Below are 18,807 nucleotides of genomic sequence, written 5' to 3' on the forward strand. Positions count from 1 at the left end.
CAGGGGAGGTTTTTTCATGCGTATCGCCTTGGTTTTCGCGCTGTCACTGGGAATTGCGGCACCGGCCGCCGCGCAGGACGCGCCCCAGCGCAACTTTACCGTCGACGACCTGTTCGGCCTGACCGTTGCCGCCGATCCGCAGATCAGCCCGGACGGCCGGCAGATCGCCTATGTCAGGCGCACCAATGATATCATGACCGATGCTGCGGTGAGTTCGATCTGGCTGGTCGATGCATCGAGCGGTGCGCAGACGCCGCTTGTGACCGGCGAAGGATCGCACACCAGCCCGCGCTGGTCGCCGGACGGCACACGGCTCGCCTATGTTTCGACCGAGAGCGGCGGCGGCCCCGAATTGCACGTTCGCTGGATGGCGAGCGGTGTGAGCGCCAATATCACCGCCCTTCCCGAAGCACCCGGCGCGATCAGCTGGTCGCCCGACGGCACGCGCATCGCCTATTCCGCCCGCGTCCCGGGCGAAGGACTGAAGCTCGGCAAAACCCCCACGAAGCCTGAAGGCGCTGAATGGAAGGCCCCGCTGCAGGTCATCGACAAGGTGACCTATCGCTTCGACGGTGGAGGCTATGCCCGCCCCGGCACGTCGCAGATCTTCGTCGTCGATGCGACCGGCGGCGCACCGCGCCAGCTGACCTTCGGCGAGTACGACAATGGTGGTAGCGTCGAGTGGAGTCCCGACGGCCGCACGCTGCTGTTCTCGGCCAATCGCCGCGAGGACTGGGAGCTGGAACCCTATGGCGGCGAGATCTACGCGCTCGATGTCGCCAGCGGCGGCATTCGCGCGCTGACCAGTCGCAACGGTCCCGACTTCGGTGCGCAATATTCGCCGGACGGCAGAAGCATCGCCTATCTCGGCTTCGACGATCTCGGGAATGCCTTCGACCAGACCAATCTCTACGTGATGGACGCGGACGGCTCGAATTCGCGGCAGGTCGCCGCCTCGCTCGACCGCGGTATCGACGGCATCGAATGGACCGATGCAGGCCTGTTCGCCAGCTTCGAGGAAGACGGCGAGCACCGCGTCGCCAAAATCGGCCTCAATGGCAAGGTCGACCGGCTGCCCGCGCGTATCGGCAGCACCTATTACGCCCTGCCCTATACCGGCGGCGAATGGTCGGTGAGCGATCGCGGCACCGTTGCCTTCACGACCGCCAGCGCCACGCGCCCGACCGATATCGGCGTCACGACCTCGCGTGGGACGCGCCAGCTGACGCAGCTCAACGACCTGAAGCTTTCGGGCAAGGCGCTGGGCGAGACGCGGGAGCTTGCGGTCACCGCACCCGACGGCACGGCCATCCCTGCATGGATCATGCTGCCCCCGGGCTATGTCGAGGGCACGCGTGTCCCCATGGTGCTGGAAATGCATGGCGGACCCTATGCCGCCTACGGCCCCGAATTCTCGGTCGACTACCAGCTCTATGGCGCGGCCGGATATGCAGTCGTCTTCTCGAACCCGGGCGGTTCGACCGGATACGGCGAGGCATTTGCCGACCGGATCGAGGACAATTACCCGATCAGCAATTTCGACGAGCTGATGGCAGTGGTCGATGCCGCCGTTGCACAGGGCATAGCCGATCCCGACAATCTCTTCGTCACCGGCGGATCGGGCGGCGGTGTGCTGACGGCATGGCTTGTCGGCAAGACCGACCGGTTCAAGGCGGCGGCGACGCACAAGCCGGTGATCAACTGGACCAGCCAGGCGCTCATGGCCGACGGCACGCCCTTCTTCGGCCGCTACTGGCTCGGCGCGTTGCCGTGGGAAGACCAGGCGCAGTATTGGGAGCGTTCGCCTCTTAGCCTCGTCGGCAATGTGAAGACGCCCACGCTCGTGCTGGTCGGTGCGGAAGATTACCGCACGCCGCGCAGCGAGGCGGAGCAGTATTACGGCGCCCTGAAGCTCGCCGGTGTCGATACCGCGCTGGTGATCACCCCGGGGTCGAGCCACAACAATCTCAGCCAGAGCCCCAGCCAACAGGCCGCGCGGACCACTGCCGTGATCGACTGGTTCGACAAGTACCGGAAGGGCGAAGACTCCGAGTAGGGATATTTGCGGCGCGCCCGTCGTTGAACCGGCGATGGGCGCGCCCTTTTCTTGGATCAAACCCGAACCGCACGGGATCTATATCGAACCGGCCGATTGCTGGGTCGATCCTTCGCGCGCGGTCGATCATGCGCTGGTGACGCATGGTCATGCAGACCATGCACGCGGCGGACATGGCCGCACGGTGGCGACGCCCGAAACGCTGGCGATCATGGAACTGCGCTATCGCACTGGCGCCGAGGACGATGCCGGCCAGATCCCGCACAGGGCTGTACCGGTCGAATATGGCGAGACGATCCGTCTCAAGGGCGGCGTCGACGCGACCTATGTGCCGGCAGGCCATGTGCTGGGCAGTGCGCAGATCCTGCTCGAGCATGCGGGTGAACGGGTTGTCATCACCGGCGATTACAAGCGCCGCGCCGATCCGACTTGCCCGCCCTTTGAAGTCGTTCCCTGCGACATCTTCATCACCGAGGCGACATTCGGCCTCCCGGTCTTCTGCCATCCGCCGATCGAGGAAGAGATGGCCAAGCTGCTCGACCGGTTGAAGGCCCATCCCGACCGCTGCGTGCTCGTGGGCGCCTATGCCCTGGGCAAGGCGCAGCGGGTGATCGCAGAGCTGCGTGCAGCCGGACACAAGGATCCGATCTACCTTCACGGCGCGATGGAGAAGATGTGCCGCCTCTACGAAGAGCATGGCGTCGACCTCGGCGAATTGCGTCTGGTGGCCGACTATTCGAAGGACGACATGCGCGGCGCGATAGTCGTCTGTCCGCCCAGCGCGCTCAACGACCGCTGGAGCCGGCGCCTGCCCGACCCGATCACTGCCATGGCGAGCGGCTGGATGCGCGTCCGCCAGCGCGCCCGCCAGCGCAATGTCGAATTGCCGCTGGTTATCTCCGACCACGCCGACTGGGGCGAACTCACGCGCACGATTCTGGAAGTCGACGCGCATGAGAACTGGATCACGCACGGGCGCGAGGATGCGCTGCTGCGGTGGTGCCAGCTCCACCAGCGCCGCGCCCGCGCGCTCGCGCTGGTCGGCTATGACGACGAGGACGATTGAGGCGTGGAAGAGTTCGCCGCCCTCATCGACGCGCTGGTCTATACGCGCAGCCGCAACGAGAAATTGCGACTGATCGCAGAGTATCTGCGGGCTACGCCCGATCCGGACCGTGGGTGGGCGCTTGCTGCGTTGTCGGACGGGCTCGACTTCCCAGCGGTGAAAAGCTCGACCATCCGCAATTTGCTCAAGGACCGGGTCGACCCGGTGCTGTGGACGCTTAGCCGTGACTTCGTGGGCGATACCGCCGAGACGGCAAGCCTGCTCTGGCCCGCGCCAGACGAACCTCCCTCCCCGCCTTCGGTCAGCGAGACGGTCGAACTGTTGTCCGCAATGAACCGCAAGAGCGTGACAACTGAGCTGCCCAAGCTCTTGGACAGGCTCGATTCTTCGGGTCGCTATGCCTTGTTGAAACTCGCCACGGGCGGCATGCGCATCGGCGTCTCTTCGCGCCTCGCCAAGACGGCATTTGCGCAAGGCTTCGACGTCGACGTCGACGAGGTCGAGGAGTACTGGCATGGCCTGACGCCGCCCTACGCAGAGCTTTTCGCCTGGGCGGCCGACGGCGCCGATCCGCCCGATATCGAGAACCTGCCCACCTTCCGCCCCTTCATGCTCGCGCATCCGCTCGAGGAGACGGTGGTCGACCTCGAGGACTATGCTGCAGAGTGGAAATGGGACGGTATCCGCGTGCAATTGGTGCGGGCTGGCGGTGAAACACGGCTCTATTCGCGCTCGGGGGACGATATTTCGCCCACCTTTCCCGAGTTGCTCGACGTCCTGCCGATGAATGCGGTGCTCGACGGCGAATTGCTCGTGCGCGGCAGCACGCAGGGCGGCGAGGCAGGCGGCGCAGCCAGTTTCAATGCGCTCCAGCAGCGGCTCGGCCGCAAGACCGTTTCGAAAAAGATGCTCGCCGAATATCCGGCTTTCGTGCGGCTCTACGACGTCCTGCTGCTCGACGGCGAGGACCTGCGCCCCCTCCCCTGGGAAAAGCGACGCGGGCAGCTCGAAGCATTGGCGTCACGCTTGCCGAAGTCGCATTTCGACATCAGCTCCATCGTCGAAGCGACTGATTTCGAGCACTTATCACAGATTCGTGAAGGCAGCCGCGAGGATGCAATCGAAGGGCTGATGCTCAAGCGCAAGGACAGCCCCTACATCGCCGGGCGGCGCGTGGGATACTGGTACAAGTGGAAGCGCGACCCGCTGTTGGTCGACTGCGTGCTGATGTATGCCCAGCGCGGCAGCGGCAAGCGGTCGAGCTTCTTCTCCGACTACACTTTCGGGTGCTGGGACGGCGATCCCGACAAGGGCGCGGACCTGCTGCCCGTCGGCAAGGCCTATTCGGGCTTCACCGACGAGGAACTGAAGAAGATCGATCGCCACGTCCGCCAGAACACCATCAACCGCTTCGGCCCAGTACGCGAGACGGAGAAGAAACTCGTCTTCGAAGTCGCCTTCGACAGCGTGCACGAGAGCAAGCGCCACAAGTCAGGGCTCGCCATGCGCTTCCCCCGCATCCATCGCATCCGCTGGGACAAGCCGCCGCACGAAGCCGACCGGATCGAGGCATTGCGCGCGCTCATCGCCGATTGACGGTATGCTCCCAGCCGCTAGGTCTTGGCGGCACACGGGAGAGTCGAATGACCCACAAGGATTTGATCGTAAACGCGCACCTCAACATGCTGGGGACGCTCGAAGGATTGCTGGCCAAGGCCGCCTCGCACGAAAAGGGCGATGAACTGCTCGGCGCCAAGCTTGCCGACGACATGCTGCCGCTTTCGACCCAGGTACGCTTCCTCTGCAACATGCCGGGCGAGGCCATGGGCCGGCTGATCGGGCTCGACTTCAAATCGTCGGAAGACGATCCCGAAACGATTGCCGATGCGCGCAGCATGATCGAGACACGCAAGGCCGAGGTCGAAAAGTGGTCGCAGCACAATTTCCTCGACGAAGACGAGATGATCGAGCTGGTCATTCCCAACGGCATGACCTTCGACCTGACGGCCGGCGAATATGTGCGCGACTGGGCGGTGCCGCAGTTCTACTTTCATGCGACGACCGCCTACGCGATCCTGCGCAGCGAAGGGCTGGAGATCGGGAAGGCCGATTTCGTCGGCTACATGTTCAAATATTTGCGCCAGCCTGCGGGCTAACGGGTAATCCGGAGCACTTTCTGGCGCGAGGTCTGGCCCCGTAACAGCTCGACCCTGCTCGGCGCGATGCCGAGCGCCTTGGCGACCACGGCGATGACCGCATCATTGGCGGCGCCATCCTGCGGTTTCGCCCGTGTTTTTACCGCGAGTTGGCCTTCGAGAAGGCTCACGTCGTCGGTCCGCGCCCCCGGCGTAACGTGCACCTTCAGCTGGCCGCGGTCGTCGATGAGAGATTTGATTTCGCTCGCCGCCGGAAGGGCTGGCCTTGGCCGAGCCATAGGTTAGCCGAGCGCCGCCGCGACGGCTTTCGAATGGTGCTTGGCGTTCTCTGCGTAATGCGCGGTGCCCATGCGCATGCCGGCAACCGCCATATCGTCGAGATCGCGCATCTTGCGCGCGGGGCGGCCGCCCCACAGCTCGCGCTCACCCATAACCTTGCCTTCGGTAAGCATCGCGCCGGCTGCCAGCATGGCGTCGCTGCCGATCACCGCCTTGTTCATGGCAATCGCGCCGAGCCCTACGAAACCGCGATCCTCGATCCGGCAGCCATGCACCATCGCCATGTGGCCGATCAGCACGTCGTCGCCGATGATCAGCGGGCTGCCATCGGGATCGCCCGGACGTTCGGGGTCGCAGTGGAGCACGCTCCCGTCCTGCACATTGGTCCGCTCGCCGATCACGATGCGGCTGACGTCGGCGCGCAGCACGCAATTGTACCAGATCGAGCTTCCCGCCCCGATGGTGACGTCGCCGATGATCGTGCAGCCGGGCGCGATGAAGGCGCTCTCGTGAATCTGCGGGGTCTTACCGTGGATCGGTACGATATTGACGCCCGGTCTGTCGCTTGGGGGACGCGTGGTCATTTCTGGCTCTCCCATTGTTCTTTCGTGAGCGAATACTGGATCGTCATCCTGTCGTCGGGCGGATAGGCCGGGTCCTCGAAATCGAGGTCCTTGCGGCGCACCATGCCGAGTTTTTCCATCAGCTTCCAGCTTGGCACATTGGCCTCGCTCGTCAGCGCGACGACATGCGGGGCATCGACGCGGCCGAATGCCCAGTCGATCACCGCGCGCACCGCTTCCTCGGCAAGCCCAAGCCGCCAGCGGTCCTCGCGGATGAGCCAGCCGATCTCGTGATCGCCCACATTGCTGGCGAGCGGGTTGTCGACACGCTTGATCCCCGCGTGTCCGACCATTTCGCCGGTGTCCTTCTCGATCAGGAACAGGAAGCTGAAGCCTTCGCGAGCGTAGAGCGCCATCGACTTGGCGTGCTTCGCCTCGATCTCGTGCAATTCCTTCGGACCGCCGAGCCGTGCCATGACCGTGGGTGTGTTGAGGACGCGCATCTGTTCGGCGGCGTCTGTTTCTTCAATCGTGCGCAGGATCAGCCGGTCGGTTTCGGCGATGATGTCAGCCACGCCGGCCTGCCCACTGCTCGCGCGAGATCGAATAGACGATGATAGTATCGTCGCCGAAGTCACTGTTTTCAAAGTCGAGATCGGGCCGGTGCACCATGCCGAGCCGCTTCATCAGCCCCCAGCTTGCCTTATTCGGCTGCACGGTCAGTGCAACCACTTGGTCGGCGCCAAAACGGTCGAAGGCGAGATCGAGTGACGCCATTGCGGCCTCCTTGGCATAGCCCTTGCCCCAGGCATCTTCGCGCAGGCGCCAGCCCACTTCCATCTCGCCGAGGGGGCCGCCTTGCTGGTTGCAGCGTTTCAGGCCGCAAAATCCGAGGATCGCGCCATCCTCCTTGCGCTCGACGACCCAGAAGGTGTGTCCATGATCTCGCTGGTATCCCAGCAACCTGTCCTGCGCGCCCTGCCGCTTGGCGTCATCGCAAACACCACCGAGCCATTCCATGACGGCAGCCGTGTTCGTGCCCTGCCAGAATGGCTCCCAGTCCTCATCGCGCCAATCGCGCAGGACCAGCCTTTCGGTTTCGTGACGGAAGTCAGCCATTGAGGAGGCGCGCGGCAACCGGCGCATGATAGGTCAGCACGCCCGAACAGCCGGCGCGCTTGAAGGCGACGAGTTTCTCCATCAGGAGCGCTTCGCGGTCGGCCACGCCAGCCGCCGCGCCAGCCTCGATAAGCGCGTATTCGCCGCTCACCTGGTAGGCGAAGACCGGTACGCCGAATTGCTGTTTCGCGCGCCAGATGACGTCGAGATAGGCAAGGCCCGGCTTGACCATCACGCTGTCCGCACCTTCGGCGATATCGAGCGCGATTTCGCGCAGCGCCTCGTCGGCGTTGGCAGGATCCATCTGGTAGCTCTTCTTGTCGCCTTTGAGCAGGCCGCCCGAGCCCACGGCGTCACGGAAGGGACCGTAGAAGGCGGATGCGTACTTGGCGGCATAGGCCATTATTTGCGCATTGGGAAAATCGTTCATTTCCAATACCATGCGGATCGCTTTTACGCGGCCGTCCATCATGTCGGACGGGGCGATGATGTCCGCGCCCGCCTCTGCCTGGTTGAGTGCCTGGTCGACGAGCACCGCCACCGTGTCGTCATTGAGGACATAGCCGTCATCGTCGATCAGCCCGTCCTGCCCGTGGCTGGTATAGGGATCGAGCGCGACGTCGGTCAGGATGCCGACGTCATTACCGCATGCATCGCGCACCGCCTTGATCGCCTGGCACATCAGATTGTCGGGGTTGAGCGCCTCGTCACCGCGCTCGCTGCGCTTGTCGGACGGGGTGTTGGGAAACAGCGCGATGCAGGGGATGCCCAGCTCGACTGCTTCCTTCGCACGGCTAGCGATTCCGTCGACCGACCAGCGCGAAACGCCGGGCAGGCTGGCGACGGGCTCTTCCACGCCCTTGCCGCTGGTCACGAAAAGCGGCCAGATCAGGTCGGCTGTCGTGAGCACGGTTTCGCGGTGCATCGCACGGCTCCAGCCATGGGCGCGCGTGCGGCGAAGACGGGTTGCAGGATAGCTGGCTTCGGTCATGGAGCCGAGCCTTGCCGCAAAGCGCGGCGCTTAGCAATCGGAGGCGATCAGGAGACCTTGCGCGGCCGGTCGAGCTTGTCGATTTCGCGCTCGGGCTCTGCAGTCGCGGCTTCTTCGGCTGTCTGTTCGAGATCGGCCAGCGCCGCACCCTCTTCGACCTGCTTGAGCTTCTGCAATGTCTCGCGGAAGCTGCCGAGCTCCTCGCCAGAAAGCTGGCGGCGAGTCACGAAGCTCACCGAGGTCGGGTTCACATGCTTGCCGCCTCGATACATTTCGTAATGCAGGTGCGGTCCGGTCGAGAGACCGGTCGATCCGACATAGCCGATGACCTGGCCGCGCTTCACACTCTGCCCGCGGCGCACGGCGATGCGGCTCATGTGGCAATAGCGCGTGTCGATACCGTTGCCGTGGCGAAGGCGCACTGCATTGCCGCAGCCGCCCATGCGGCCCGCACCGGTCACGCGTCCGTCCGTGACGGCGACGATCGGGGTGCCATGCCGTGCGCGGAAATCGACACCGGCGTGCATGCGTCGGTATCCGAGAACCGGGTGGCGGCGCATGCCGTAGCGCGAGCTCATCCGGCCCGGGACCGGAGCGATCAGCCCGCCCTTTTCCTCGCCCTCGCCATCGGCGCTGTAGAATTCGCCGTCCTTGCCCCAGCGCATCAGGCTCACACCGCTACGTGAGCCACGGTCAAGGCCGGCGTAGAGCAGCTGGCCTGCCTGGCGCTCGCCGGTGGCGGCGCGGCGGTGCGAGATGATCATGTCAAACTGGTCGGTCGAGCGCACATCGCGCTGTAAGTTCACGTCCTGGCCGACGGCCTTGAGATAGGCCTGCACTGCGCTCGCCGGTGCGCCAGCCGCGCGGGCCGAACGGTAAAGGCTGTCACCGACCGTTCCACGAATGCGCAGGGGCGTCTCGTCGACACGGATCAGGCGGCGCGTAAGCGCGAGCGGCCCGTCCTCGTCGAGGCGATCGATCTTGAGTTCGAGATCGAAGCGGGCGCGGAAACTGAGTTGTTCGAGTGGCCGTGTCGCGCCCGGTTCGGGGCGGCGGCCAAGGGTGATGTCGATCTGCGTGCCGGGTTCGAGCTCTTCTAGGTCGACCGCACCGGCGATCAGCGAAGTGACGCTCTCGGCTTCGGCGCTGCCGATGCCTGCGCGGCGCAAGGTCCGCTCCAGGCTGTCACCGCGGCCCAGCGTCGCCAGCATCTGCATCTGCGGACGCTCGGGCGCTTCGGCGAGCGGGCGGACAAGGGCAGTCGGACCCATGCGGCGACCGGTATCGGCACCCAGCGCGAGCGGCGTAATCATGTGGCTGCGGAATTCGCCGACCACTTCGGCATCGTCCGGGAGCGGGGATGCCGCTTCGAGCGGTGCGAAGTCGGGCCAGAAAGCGAGCGCGACGACCGACAGGCCGACGAAGGTACCGAGCCCGCGGAACCAGCGGCGGGAACCGATGTCGGCGCCGAGATCCGGTGCGATGTCGAGATTCTCGATGCTGGAATAGACCCGGTCGCGCATGGAGCTGAAGGATGCCGGGCGTGCAGTTGCTTCGTCAGACGTTTCGCCGAGTCCGGCGACCGTCTGCTTTTCCCCCTGCACCTTTCGCTCTGCGGAAAGTTTCACCCGTATCCTCTGTGTGGCCCCCGAGGCTGGCATGCTGGGCTGCACGCCTTTCGACCTCGTTGCCCTACTCCCTAAAAAAACAAAGTGAAATTCGTCTTAACCAACGACGAGGCGAGTCACCTTGTCGACGAGTTGAGTGCAGCGGGCGGTGAACGGTTGCGCCCTTTGCTTCGCAATGCCACCTGTCAGGAGTGAACGACGCCCCGATCAAGGCGGTCCTCGGGCCCACCAACACCGGCAAGACCCACCTCGCCATCGAACGCCTCTGCGCGCATTCGAGCGGTGCGATGGGGTTTCCGCTGCGCCTGCTGGCGCGCGAGGTCTATGACCGGGTGGTTGCGATCAAGGGCGAGAAGGACGTCGCGCTGATCACCGGCGAGCAACGGATCGAGCCTCCGGGTGCGCGCTATCTGTGCTGCACGGTGGAGGCCATGCCACGCTCGGCGAACGAGCGCGCTTTCGTCGCGCTCGACGAGGCGCAGCTCGCCGCGGATCGCGAGCGCGGCCACGTTTTTACCGACCGGTTGCTCAATGCGCGCGGACGGGATGAAACCATGCTGCTGGGCGCGGCGACGCTCGAACCCATGGTTCGGTCGCTGATACCGCGCGCCGAGATTTCCGAACGCCCGCGCTTCTCCACCCTCACCCACATCGGCCCGCGCAAGCTGTCCCGCCTCCCGCCGCGCAGCGCGATCGTCGCCTTCAGCGCGGAGCAGGTTTACGCCGTGGCCGAGATGCTGCGGCGCTTCCGTGGCGGCGCTGCGGTGGTGATGGGCGCTCTCTCACCGGAAACGCGAAACAAGCAGGTCGAGTTGTACCAGAATGGTGAAGTGGATTACATCGTCGCCACCGACGCCATCGGCATGGGGCTCAATCTCGACGTCAATCATGTCGCATTCGCAGGTCTTACCAAGTTCGACGGCGTTCGCATGAGGCGCTTGCAACCGGCTGAAATGGCGCAGATTGCTGGCCGCGCAGGACGGCACCAGCGTGACGGCACTTTCGGCACGCTGGCAGGAGCCGGCGGCAAGATGGGGCCCTCGCCCGAATTCACCGAGGAAGAGGTCTACGCGATCGAAGAGCATCGCTTCGCCCCGATCACCAAGCTCTTCTGGCGCAATCCCGAACCGCGCTTCGATTCCCTGGGTACGCTTATCGCGGATCTCGAACGGCCTCCCGAGCACGAGGCGCTGCGCCTGGCGCCCGAGGCCATCGACCTCGCGACACTCAAGCGGCTCGCCGAAGAGCCGCTGGCGCAAGACGTTCGCGGCGCCGGAGCGGTGAGGCGATTCTGGGAGGCCTGTTCGCTGCCCGATTTCCGCGCTCGCGGCCCCGATGTCCACGCCCGCTTCGTCGCACGCCTCTGGCAGGACCTGCGGCAGGGGTATATCGGTGCGGACTTCGTCGCCGCGCGCATATCCGAACTCGACAATACCAGTGGCGATATCGATACGCTGCAGGGCCGGATAGCCGCGATTCGCAGCTGGGCCTATATCTGCCAGCGGCCCGACTGGGTCCTTGCGCGCGACGAAATGGCGTCGCGGGCCCGCGGCGTGGAAGCAAAGCTGTCGGATGCGCTCCATGCGCGGCTGACCGAGAGATTCGTGAACCGAAGGACTGCCATACTGATGAAATCGCTGGGACAGGACGCCTCTATGCTCCCGATCACGCTCGGGGAAGACGGCACGCTGCTCGTCGAGGACGAGGCGCTCGGCAGGGTCGAGGGGTTCCGCTTCACAGTCGATCCTTCGGCCAACCACGCCGACCGCAAGATGCTGCTGGCCGCGGCCGAGAAAGCCCTGCCCCGCATCCTGGGCGAGCGTGCGGAGAAACTCGCCGCCACCGACCTTGCCGAACTGGAGCTGGCACGCGGTGCAATCCGCTGGAACGGGCAGGTCGTGGCCAAGCTCACCGAGCGCGAGGGGCAGGTCAAACCTGCCCTTGAACCGTCACGCGAAGTGGCTGCGCTGCCAGACCAGCCGCGCAAGGCCCTGCTCGACGCGATCGATGGCTGGCTCGACAAGCAGCTCGAGCCGCTCGAACCGCTGCGCAAGATGCATATCGCCTCAGCCAATCCCGAGGCCGGAAGCCAGGCGCGCGCGCTGCTCCTCAACCTTATCTCCGGCCACGGCTTCGTCACCCGCGAGAAGGCGGGCATCGAGCACCTGCCCAAGGAAATGCGTCCCTTCCTGCGCAAGATCGGCGTCACCTTCGGCGCGCTCGACATTTTCGCGCCGCTCCTGCTCAAGCCAGCACCGCGACAATTGCTGAGCTCGCTGGGCATCGACCGCAGGCCGCTGCAGGAGGCGATGCTGCCGGTCATTCCCGACCAGAAGAAGCTGCCCGCCGGGTACCGCCATGCCGGCAGCCAGGCGATTCGCCTCGATCTCGCCGAGAAGATCTTCCGCGCCGCGCACGAGGCGCGGAGCAAGGCCGGGAAGAGCCGCAAGTTCCGCCTCGACCTCGCCTTGCCGATCTCGATCGGGCTGGAAGAGCGCAATGTCGAGCGCCTGCTCGGCCAGGCCGGGTTCCGCGTCCAGCGCGCGAGGCCGCTTGCCGAAGGCGCTTTCGGCCCGCCCCGCCCCGACAGCTGGGAGTGGCGCCCGTCGCGGCGCAAGCAACAGCGCGCCAAGCCTGCGAAAACCAGCGCCCCACGTGAAGGCAGCGCCTTTGCCGGGCTCGCAGACCTCATCAAGCAAGGCTGACGCTTGCGGATCGACCGCCTGCTCTGCTTCCTGCGCTTCGTGCGCACCCGCAGCACTGCACGCAAGCTGGTCGATGAGGGGCACATCCGCCTCAACGGGGATCGCGTGCTGCGCCCCAGCCGCGATATCGCGCCCGGCGACGTGCTCACCCTGCCGCTCGGAAATAGCGTCAAGCTGATCGAGGTTCTTGCACTTCCGGAGCGCCGCGGACCTCCGCGCGAGGCGCAAGAATGTTATCGGGAACTTGACCCCGGCGCATGAATAGCCATAGCAGCGCAAAACTACTCTTCGCACAGGGAAACTAGCGAACCATGACCTATGTCGTCACCGACGCCTGCATCAAATGCAAATACACGGACTGCGTCGAGGTCTGTCCGGTCGACTGTTTCTACGAGGGCGAGAACATGCTCGTCATCAACCCCAGCGAATGCATCGACTGCGGCGTGTGCGAACCGGAATGCCCGGCAGAGGCCATCCTTCCCGATACGGAAGACAACCTCGAGAAGTGGCTCGAGCTGAACACCAAGTTCAGCGCCGAATGGCCGAATATCACGAGCCAGAAGGAACCGCCCGCAGACGCCGACGAGCACAAGGGCGAAGAGGGCAAGTTCGACAAGTACTTCTCGCCCGAGCCCGGCGAAGGCGACTGATCGCTTCTTCGCGTGTTCGCCGACCTCAAGGCCGCCTGGTCCGCGGGTAGCGACAACAATATCTCGCTGATCGCAGCCGGTATCGCGCATTACGCGCTGCTCGCGCTCGTGCCTGCACTCGGCGCGCTCGTGCTCGGCTATGGCCTATTCGCCAATCCCGAGACCGTGGCCGGACACATCCGCACGCTTTCGGAGAACCTGCCCGATGCCGCTGCCGGCCTAATCGGCGACCAACTACGAAACGTCAGCGAAGGCGCAGACGAGACCAAAGGGCTCGGGCTGTTGGTTTCGCTGGCGATCGCCCTGGTTGGCGCGCGAAGCGCGGCAATGGCATTGATGACCGGATTGAACATCGCCTTCCACGCCGGTGAGGGGCGCGGTCTCGTCCGAGGCAACCTCGTGGCGCTCGCAATCACGCTCGGGGGAATCGTCGGGCTCGCCGTCATGGGCGGTGCGAGCGCAGCGCTTGCCGTGCTGAGCGGATTTCTTGGATCGATTCTCGGCTACGTCCTGTTGGCCGCCGCTGCTGCAGGCGGCGCCGCAGTGCTCTATCGCTTCGCGCCCAACAAGCCGTCACCCGAATGGAGAGCGATCCTGCCCGGTGCAGTGCTTTTTGCAATTGGATGGATCGTCGCGACCGCGGCTTTTGCGTTTTATGCAGCGAATTTCGGAAGCTACAACGCGACTTACGGGTCGCTAGGTGCGGTCGTAGTCCTCATCACATGGTTCTATGCGACCGCCTTGCTGCTGCTCCTGGGTGCCGAACTGGCGGCAGTGAAAGGTCGCGGTAACGACGTTTCGCCTTCGAAAGCGTCATAGACTCGCAATATTCGGCCTAACGTGCTATATAATGCAACAACTGCACCGGTTAGAGCCGGGCAGATGTGAGAATTGAAAGGGCCGTACTACCAGCAAGGCATCGGAGAAGTTCAAGCCGCGCACCCAAAAGGAGCGCGGGACGGGCATCTTGCAGCTTTGTCTCCCCCCGTAGGGTCCCGACGAAAGGATTTATGCATGGCGAGCAAGGCAGACGCCTTCGACGTTGGCGATTACGTTGTTTACCCCAAGCACGGCGTTGGCCGTGTGATCGAGCTCCAGAGCGAGGAAATCGCCGGTATGCAGCTCGATCTCTACGTTCTCCGGTTCGAAAAAGAGCGCATGACGCTCCGCGTTCCGGTCAACAAGGTCGAATCGATCGGCATGCGCAAGCTTTCCAGCGACAAGACGCTCAAGGAAGCCATGGAAACGCTGAAGGGCAAGCCCAAGGTAAAGCGCACCATGTGGAGCCGCCGCGCGCAGGAATACGAAGCCAAGATCAACTCGGGCGAAATCGTCCTGATCGCCGAAGTCACGCGCGACCTTTTCCGTCCCGACGACCAGCCCGAACAGAGCTATTCGGAGCGCCAGATTTTCGAAGCGGCGTCGAGCCGTCTCGCACGCGAACTGGCGGCGATGGAAAAGACCGACGAGCCGACCGCTCTCGAAAAGATCCTCGACGTGCTGCGCGAACACGCGCCGCAGTATTACAACAACGAGGAAGAAGACGCGTAATCGCCTAACGGCAATCCGCAGTCGACGAAGGGGCCGCTCCGCAAGGGGCGGCCCTTTTGCTTTGGGTTGAACCTTGCTCCATGCTGTATTATATCGCCAACACGCTTAGGATTCATGCAGAGGATTGGACACGATGATTCACAAGGTTCTGAAAGGCCTCGCCCCGGTGGCGGCACTCGCGGCAAGCGCCATGCTTGCAGGCTGCAATGTCGACATGCAGATCGGCGACACCGAGGGTGTTCCGCTCGCCGAGCTCGACATGGACGGCGCCGAGCCGACCGAGATCGTGCTCGCATCGCCGGACAACGTCATCGTCACCACAGGCGATACGTTCAACATCAGCGTATCGGGCAATGAAGAAGCCGCAGAGCTCATGCGCTTCAACCTCGAAGACAATTCGCTGGGTATCATGCGCGAGAAGGACAGCAAGGGCACCAATGGCCCGGCAATCGTCAACGTCACCATGCCCTCGCTCGAGGGTATCGTCCTGGCCGGTTCGGGCACGATCGAGGCCGATCGCATGGACGGCCGCGCCGAAGTGACCATTGCCGGTTCGGGCAGCACCAAGGTCGCCGATATGCGCGCCGACAAGCTCGACCTCACCATTGCCGGTTCGGGCGACTTCGAAACCGCCGGTGAAGTCGGCGATCTCGACATGACCGTCGCGGGTTCGGGTTCTGGCAAGATGGCCGGTCTCAAGGTCGGCAAGGCCGACATCACCGTCGCAGGTTCGGGCGATGCCGAATTCCAGTCGGACGGCGATGTCGATGCAAGCATCGTCGGTTCGGGCGACATCACCGTCAGCGGCAATGCCACCTGCACCGTGAGCTCGCTCGGCTCGGGGAAGCTGCGCTGCAAGGCGGGCACCTCGGCACGTTCAGACAAGCCCTCGGCACCGGAAGCCCCCGAGGCTCCCGAAGCACCTGAGGCCCCCGGCGCCTAAGTTCACCGAATACTCACCAAAGCTGGTATAGGCGGCGCATCGAAAGGAATTATCGATGCGTCGCCTTGCTTTTGTTGCCCTCCCCCTTTCCGCGGTCATGCTCTCCGCCTGCCTCGGAACCGTAGCCGATGTCGTGACGGCTCCGGTGAAAGTTGCATCCAAGGGCGTGGACCTGGCGACGACCAGCCAGTCGGAAGCGGACGAGAAGCGCGGGCGCGAACTGCGCAAGCGCGAGGAACGGCTCGGCAAGCTCGAACGCCAGTATGAAAAGCAGCTCGACGAGTGCGAGGAAGGCGACCGCCGCGCCTGCGACGATGCGCGCGACACCTATGCCGAAATGCAGCAGATCATCCCGACCATCCCGGTCGAGCCGGAAGGCTAATCCGCAGGCGTTGCCGCGCGGCGCAGGCGGTCGTTGATCGCCTTTCCGATGCCCCGTGCGGGGATCGGGGCCACCGCGATGCGGGGCTTCTCCGAGCGCGCGCCTTCGTGGAGGCAAGCGTAGAGGCGCGAAGCAGCCTCTTCGAGATTTCCTGAAGCAGATAGCGAGCAATCGCCCGCAAGCTGCGAAAAACCAATCATGAATTCGTCCGGCTCGGGCTTGGTGACGTCAAGGCGAACCGGCTTTCCGGGCGCATAGTGGCTGGCCAGCTGCCCGGGAGCCTCGATGCGGTCGCCGCCTGTGTCCTTCTCACCGATCGCAAGCGGCCCGGGGCGCAGTTCTTCGATCCTGCCCCCTTCACGCATGGCCACGATGGTCGATTCCACCCCGCTGTCGCACGAGCCCCCGTCGAGCACGGCGTCGATCCTTCCATCGAGCGATGCGAGGACATGGTCGGCACAGGTCGGACTGATGAAACCGCTGCGATTGGCCGAGGGAGCGGCGAGCGGCAGCCCTGTTTCGCGCAGCAGGGCCTGCGTCACCGGATGGTTCGGCATCCGCAGCGCTATTGTGGGAAGACCCGCCGACACCGCCTCTGCCAGTTGCGCATCGGCGCGGCGCGGCAAGACGAGAGTGAGCGGGCCAGGCCAGTGGGCTTTCGCAAGCGCCTCTGCCTCGTCCGAAAAATCCGCCAGCGTGCGTGCCTGGTCGAGGTCCGCGACATGCACGATCAGCGGATTGAAAGAGGGACGGCCCTTCGCCTCGTATATCCGGGCTACGGCTTCGGCCTTGTCCGCCCTCGCCGCAAGGCCGTAGACCGTTTCGGTCGGGACGGCGACGAGCCCCCCTTCGCGCAGGATAGCCGAGGCGCGCGCAATGCCACCCTTCGTCGCTTCAAGCGTTTCCGTAGCGTATTTGCCGCCCATGCCCGCGCGCTATATCTGCTGCTACGGAAAGCCAAGAGGATAAGACGTGACCTACACTCCCGCCACCCAGGACCAGTTGCTCGCAATCCGCGTGAACGCCGGCATCGAGGAGCTTGCACGCTCGGAGAAATTTGCCGCTGCAGAGCCCGACATGGTCGAGGCCATCGTCGAAGGCGTGGGCCAGTTCGCAGCCGGTGAATTCGCACCGCTGAACCGTGTTGGCGACCTCGAGGGCGCAAAGCTCGAGAATGGAGTGGTCCGCCTCCCCGACGGATACGCCGAAGCTTATGCCGAATATGTCGAGCAGGGCTGGAACGCGATCGCCTCTCCGCAAGAGTTCGGCGGACAGGGCCTGCCCTTCACCCTCGCCTGCAACGTGCTCGAGAACCTCGGCACGGCAAACATGGCCTTCAACCTGCTGCCCATGCTCAGCGTCGGCGCAATAGAGGCTTTGGAGCATCATGGCGTCGAAGAGCTCCAGCAGAAATACCTTCCCGATCTCGTGAGCGGAAAATGGTCGGGCACGATGAACCTCACCGAACCGCAGGCCGGTTCGGATGTCGGCGCCTTGCGCGCAACAGCTACACCCATCACCGAGGGCGAGCATGCCGGCAAGTTCCTGATCAAGGGCCAGAAGATCTACATCACCTGGGGTGAGCACGAGCTGGTGGAGAACATCATCCACCTCGTCCTCGCGCGCCTGCCCGATGCGCCCGAGGGAAGCCGCGGTATCTCGCTTTTCGTGGTTCCCAAATTTCATGTGAAGCCGGACGGATCGCTCGGCCCCCGCAATGATGTCCGCTGCGTCAGCATCGAGCACAAGCTGGGCATCAACGCCTCGCCCACCTGCGTGATGAGCTATGGCGACAATGACGAATGTATTGGCGAGCTGGTCGGCGCGGAAAACCGCGGCCTCGCTGCCATGTTCACGATGATGAACAACGCCCGCATCAATGTCGGCAACCAGGGCGTCCAGATTAGCGAACGCGCGACCCAGCAGGCGCTCGATTACGCGAAAGAGCGCGTCCAGTCGGCCCGTGCTGGCTCTGCAGACAAGAGTCCGGTTTCGATCATCGAGCACCCCGACGTGCGCCGCATGCTGCTCCGCATGAAGGCTCTGACCGAGGGTTCGCGCGCCCTCCTCTACTACACCGCAGGACAGGTCGATCGCGGCGTTCTGGGGGACGAGGCCGCCAAGGCACGCGGCGAGGTCCTGACCCCGCTCATCAAGGCCTGGGGCACCGATATCGGAATCGAGGTCGCCAGCCTTGGCATCCAGGTCCATGGCGGCATGGGCTTCGTCGAGGAGACCGGCGCTGCGCAGCACTGGCGCGATTCGCGGATCGCACCGATCTACGAGGGCACCAACGGCATTCAGGCCGCAGATCTCGTGACACGCAAGCTCGGCCTCGACAACGGCGAGGCACTGATCGGCCTGACCGAGGAAATCGCGCGCGATGCTGCCGACGAGCCCGCGCTATTCGCGCTTGCCGGGGATTGCGCCGCTATCGCCAAGTGGATGCGCGAAGACGCAAGCCTCGACGATCGTCTTGCCGGCAGCGTGCCGTTCTGCACCATGCTTTCGGTTGCGACGGCTGGGTGGCAGCTTCTCAGGCAGCTGCGCGCCGTCGAGAACGGCGAAGCGCCCGGCCTTGCCAAGACCAAGACCGCAAGTGTGCGGTTCTTTCTCGACAGGATCGTGCCGGAAGCCTCTGGCCTCAAGGCCGCCGCGACGGCCGGTGCAGAGGCCCTTTACGAGCTCGACACGGCATCGCTGCTGGGCTGATTCGCC

At 64.4% G+C, this 18,807-nt stretch carries 19 protein-coding genes; 12 read left to right on the top strand and 7 right to left on the bottom strand.

The window, feature by feature from the left end; translation table 11 throughout:
* Positions 1–16: 16 nt before the first annotated feature.
* From K3165_RS13450 to K3165_RS13465, 4 genes are read left to right on the top strand one after another with little or no spacing between them, the layout of a single operon-like run.
* On the top strand, positions 17–2,056 hold the full coding sequence (locus K3165_RS13450; protein WP_221549391.1) for an alpha/beta hydrolase family protein: 2,040 nt from the start codon (positions 17–19) through the stop codon (positions 2,054–2,056).
* Between the two features lie 34 nt (positions 2,057–2,090).
* Positions 2,091–3,122, top strand: a complete 1,032-nt coding sequence (locus tag K3165_RS13455; protein ID WP_221549392.1) for a ligase-associated DNA damage response exonuclease — start codon at positions 2,091–2,093, stop codon at positions 3,120–3,122.
* A gap of 3 nt (positions 3,123–3,125) precedes the next feature.
* Positions 3,126–4,718 carry a cisplatin damage response ATP-dependent DNA ligase gene (locus K3165_RS13460; protein WP_221549393.1) on the top strand — a complete coding sequence of 531 codons (1,593 nt, stop codon included), beginning with the start codon at positions 3,126–3,128 and terminating at the stop codon, positions 4,716–4,718.
* A 47-nt stretch (positions 4,719–4,765) separates the two neighbouring features.
* The gene (locus K3165_RS13465; RefSeq protein ID WP_221549394.1) at positions 4,766–5,278 is read left to right on the top strand and encodes a DUF1993 family protein; all 513 of its coding nucleotides are present in this window, start codon (positions 4,766–4,768) and stop codon (positions 5,276–5,278) included.
* Here the strand turns inward: K3165_RS13465 and K3165_RS13470 are convergent.
* Genes K3165_RS13470 through K3165_RS13495 form a run of 6 tightly spaced genes read right to left on the bottom strand, consistent with a single transcriptional unit; the run spans position 5,275 to position 9,858 of the window.
* Positions 5,275–5,556, bottom strand: a complete 282-nt coding sequence (locus tag K3165_RS13470; RefSeq protein ID WP_221549395.1) for a DUF167 domain-containing protein — start codon at positions 5,554–5,556, stop codon at positions 5,275–5,277. The two genes, K3165_RS13465 and K3165_RS13470, sit on opposite strands and share 4 nt — an antisense overlap.
* Positions 5,557–5,559: 3 nt before the next feature.
* Positions 5,560–6,141 carry a gamma carbonic anhydrase family protein gene (locus tag K3165_RS13475; RefSeq protein ID WP_221549396.1) on the bottom strand — a complete coding sequence of 194 codons (582 nt, stop codon included), beginning with the start codon at positions 6,139–6,141 and terminating at the stop codon, positions 5,560–5,562.
* On the bottom strand, positions 6,138–6,695 hold the full coding sequence (locus K3165_RS13480) for a GNAT family N-acetyltransferase (protein WP_221549397.1): 558 nt from the start codon (positions 6,693–6,695) through the stop codon (positions 6,138–6,140). The genes K3165_RS13475 and K3165_RS13480 overlap by 4 nt, the downstream gene beginning before the upstream one ends.
* The gene (locus tag K3165_RS13485; protein WP_221549398.1) at positions 6,688–7,239 is read right to left on the bottom strand and encodes a GNAT family N-acetyltransferase; all 552 of its coding nucleotides are present in this window, start codon (positions 7,237–7,239) and stop codon (positions 6,688–6,690) included. The genes K3165_RS13480 and K3165_RS13485 overlap by 8 nt, the downstream gene beginning before the upstream one ends.
* Complete coding sequence (gene hemB, locus K3165_RS13490; RefSeq protein WP_221549399.1) at positions 7,232–8,230, bottom strand: porphobilinogen synthase; 999 nt, start codon at positions 8,228–8,230, stop codon at positions 7,232–7,234. Before hemB ends, K3165_RS13485 begins: the two co-directional genes overlap by 8 nt.
* Before the next feature lie 47 nt (positions 8,231–8,277).
* A complete protein-coding gene (locus K3165_RS13495; protein WP_345721198.1) occupies positions 8,278–9,858 on the bottom strand; it encodes a M23 family metallopeptidase in 1,581 nt (526 codons plus the stop codon).
* Between the two features lie 191 nt (positions 9,859–10,049).
* On the opposite strand from K3165_RS13495, the gene K3165_RS13500 reads away from it, so the two are divergent.
* The 7 genes from K3165_RS13500 (at position 10,050) to K3165_RS13530 (ending at position 16,089) form a co-directional block, all read left to right on the top strand.
* Entirely contained in the window at positions 10,050–12,563 is a 2,514-nt protein-coding gene (locus K3165_RS13500) for a helicase-related protein (RefSeq protein WP_221549401.1), read from the top strand.
* A gap of 3 nt (positions 12,564–12,566) precedes the next feature.
* Entirely contained in the window at positions 12,567–12,824 is a 258-nt protein-coding gene (locus K3165_RS13505) for an RNA-binding S4 domain-containing protein (RefSeq protein ID WP_221549402.1), read from the top strand.
* Positions 12,825–12,874: 50 nt separating this feature from the next.
* Entirely contained in the window at positions 12,875–13,213 is a 339-nt protein-coding gene (gene fdxA / locus K3165_RS13510; RefSeq protein WP_040964444.1) for a ferredoxin FdxA, read from the top strand.
* Between the two features lie 12 nt (positions 13,214–13,225).
* Positions 13,226–14,032 carry a YihY/virulence factor BrkB family protein gene (locus K3165_RS13515; RefSeq protein ID WP_221549403.1) on the top strand — a complete coding sequence of 269 codons (807 nt, stop codon included), beginning with the start codon at positions 13,226–13,228 and terminating at the stop codon, positions 14,030–14,032.
* 195 nt (positions 14,033–14,227) lie between these two features.
* A complete protein-coding gene (locus K3165_RS13520) occupies positions 14,228–14,764 on the top strand; it encodes a CarD family transcriptional regulator (RefSeq protein ID WP_221427309.1) in 537 nt (178 codons plus the stop codon).
* Between the two features lie 133 nt (positions 14,765–14,897).
* Positions 14,898–15,707, top strand: coding sequence for a head GIN domain-containing protein (locus K3165_RS13525; protein WP_221549404.1), 810 nt, complete (start codon positions 14,898–14,900; stop codon positions 15,705–15,707).
* A 55-nt stretch (positions 15,708–15,762) separates the two neighbouring features.
* Positions 15,763–16,089 carry a hypothetical protein gene (locus K3165_RS13530; protein WP_247711318.1) on the top strand — a complete coding sequence of 109 codons (327 nt, stop codon included), beginning with the start codon at positions 15,763–15,765 and terminating at the stop codon, positions 16,087–16,089.
* On the opposite strand, the gene K3165_RS13535 is transcribed toward K3165_RS13530, so the two are convergent.
* Positions 16,086–17,015, bottom strand: a complete 930-nt coding sequence (locus tag K3165_RS13535; protein ID WP_221549405.1) for an L-threonylcarbamoyladenylate synthase — start codon at positions 17,013–17,015, stop codon at positions 16,086–16,088. The two genes, K3165_RS13530 and K3165_RS13535, sit on opposite strands and share 4 nt — an antisense overlap.
* Before the next feature lie 46 nt (positions 17,016–17,061).
* On the opposite strand from K3165_RS13535, the gene K3165_RS13540 reads away from it, so the two are divergent.
* Positions 17,062–18,801, top strand: coding sequence for an acyl-CoA dehydrogenase family protein (locus K3165_RS13540; protein WP_221549406.1), 1,740 nt, complete (start codon positions 17,062–17,064; stop codon positions 18,799–18,801).
* Positions 18,802–18,807 lie beyond the last annotated feature (6 nt).

Origin of the sequence: Qipengyuania xiamenensis (assembly GCF_019711495.1) — a bacterium.
In the GTDB taxonomy this organism is placed as follows: Bacteria; Pseudomonadota; Alphaproteobacteria; order Sphingomonadales; family Sphingomonadaceae; genus Qipengyuania; species Qipengyuania xiamenensis.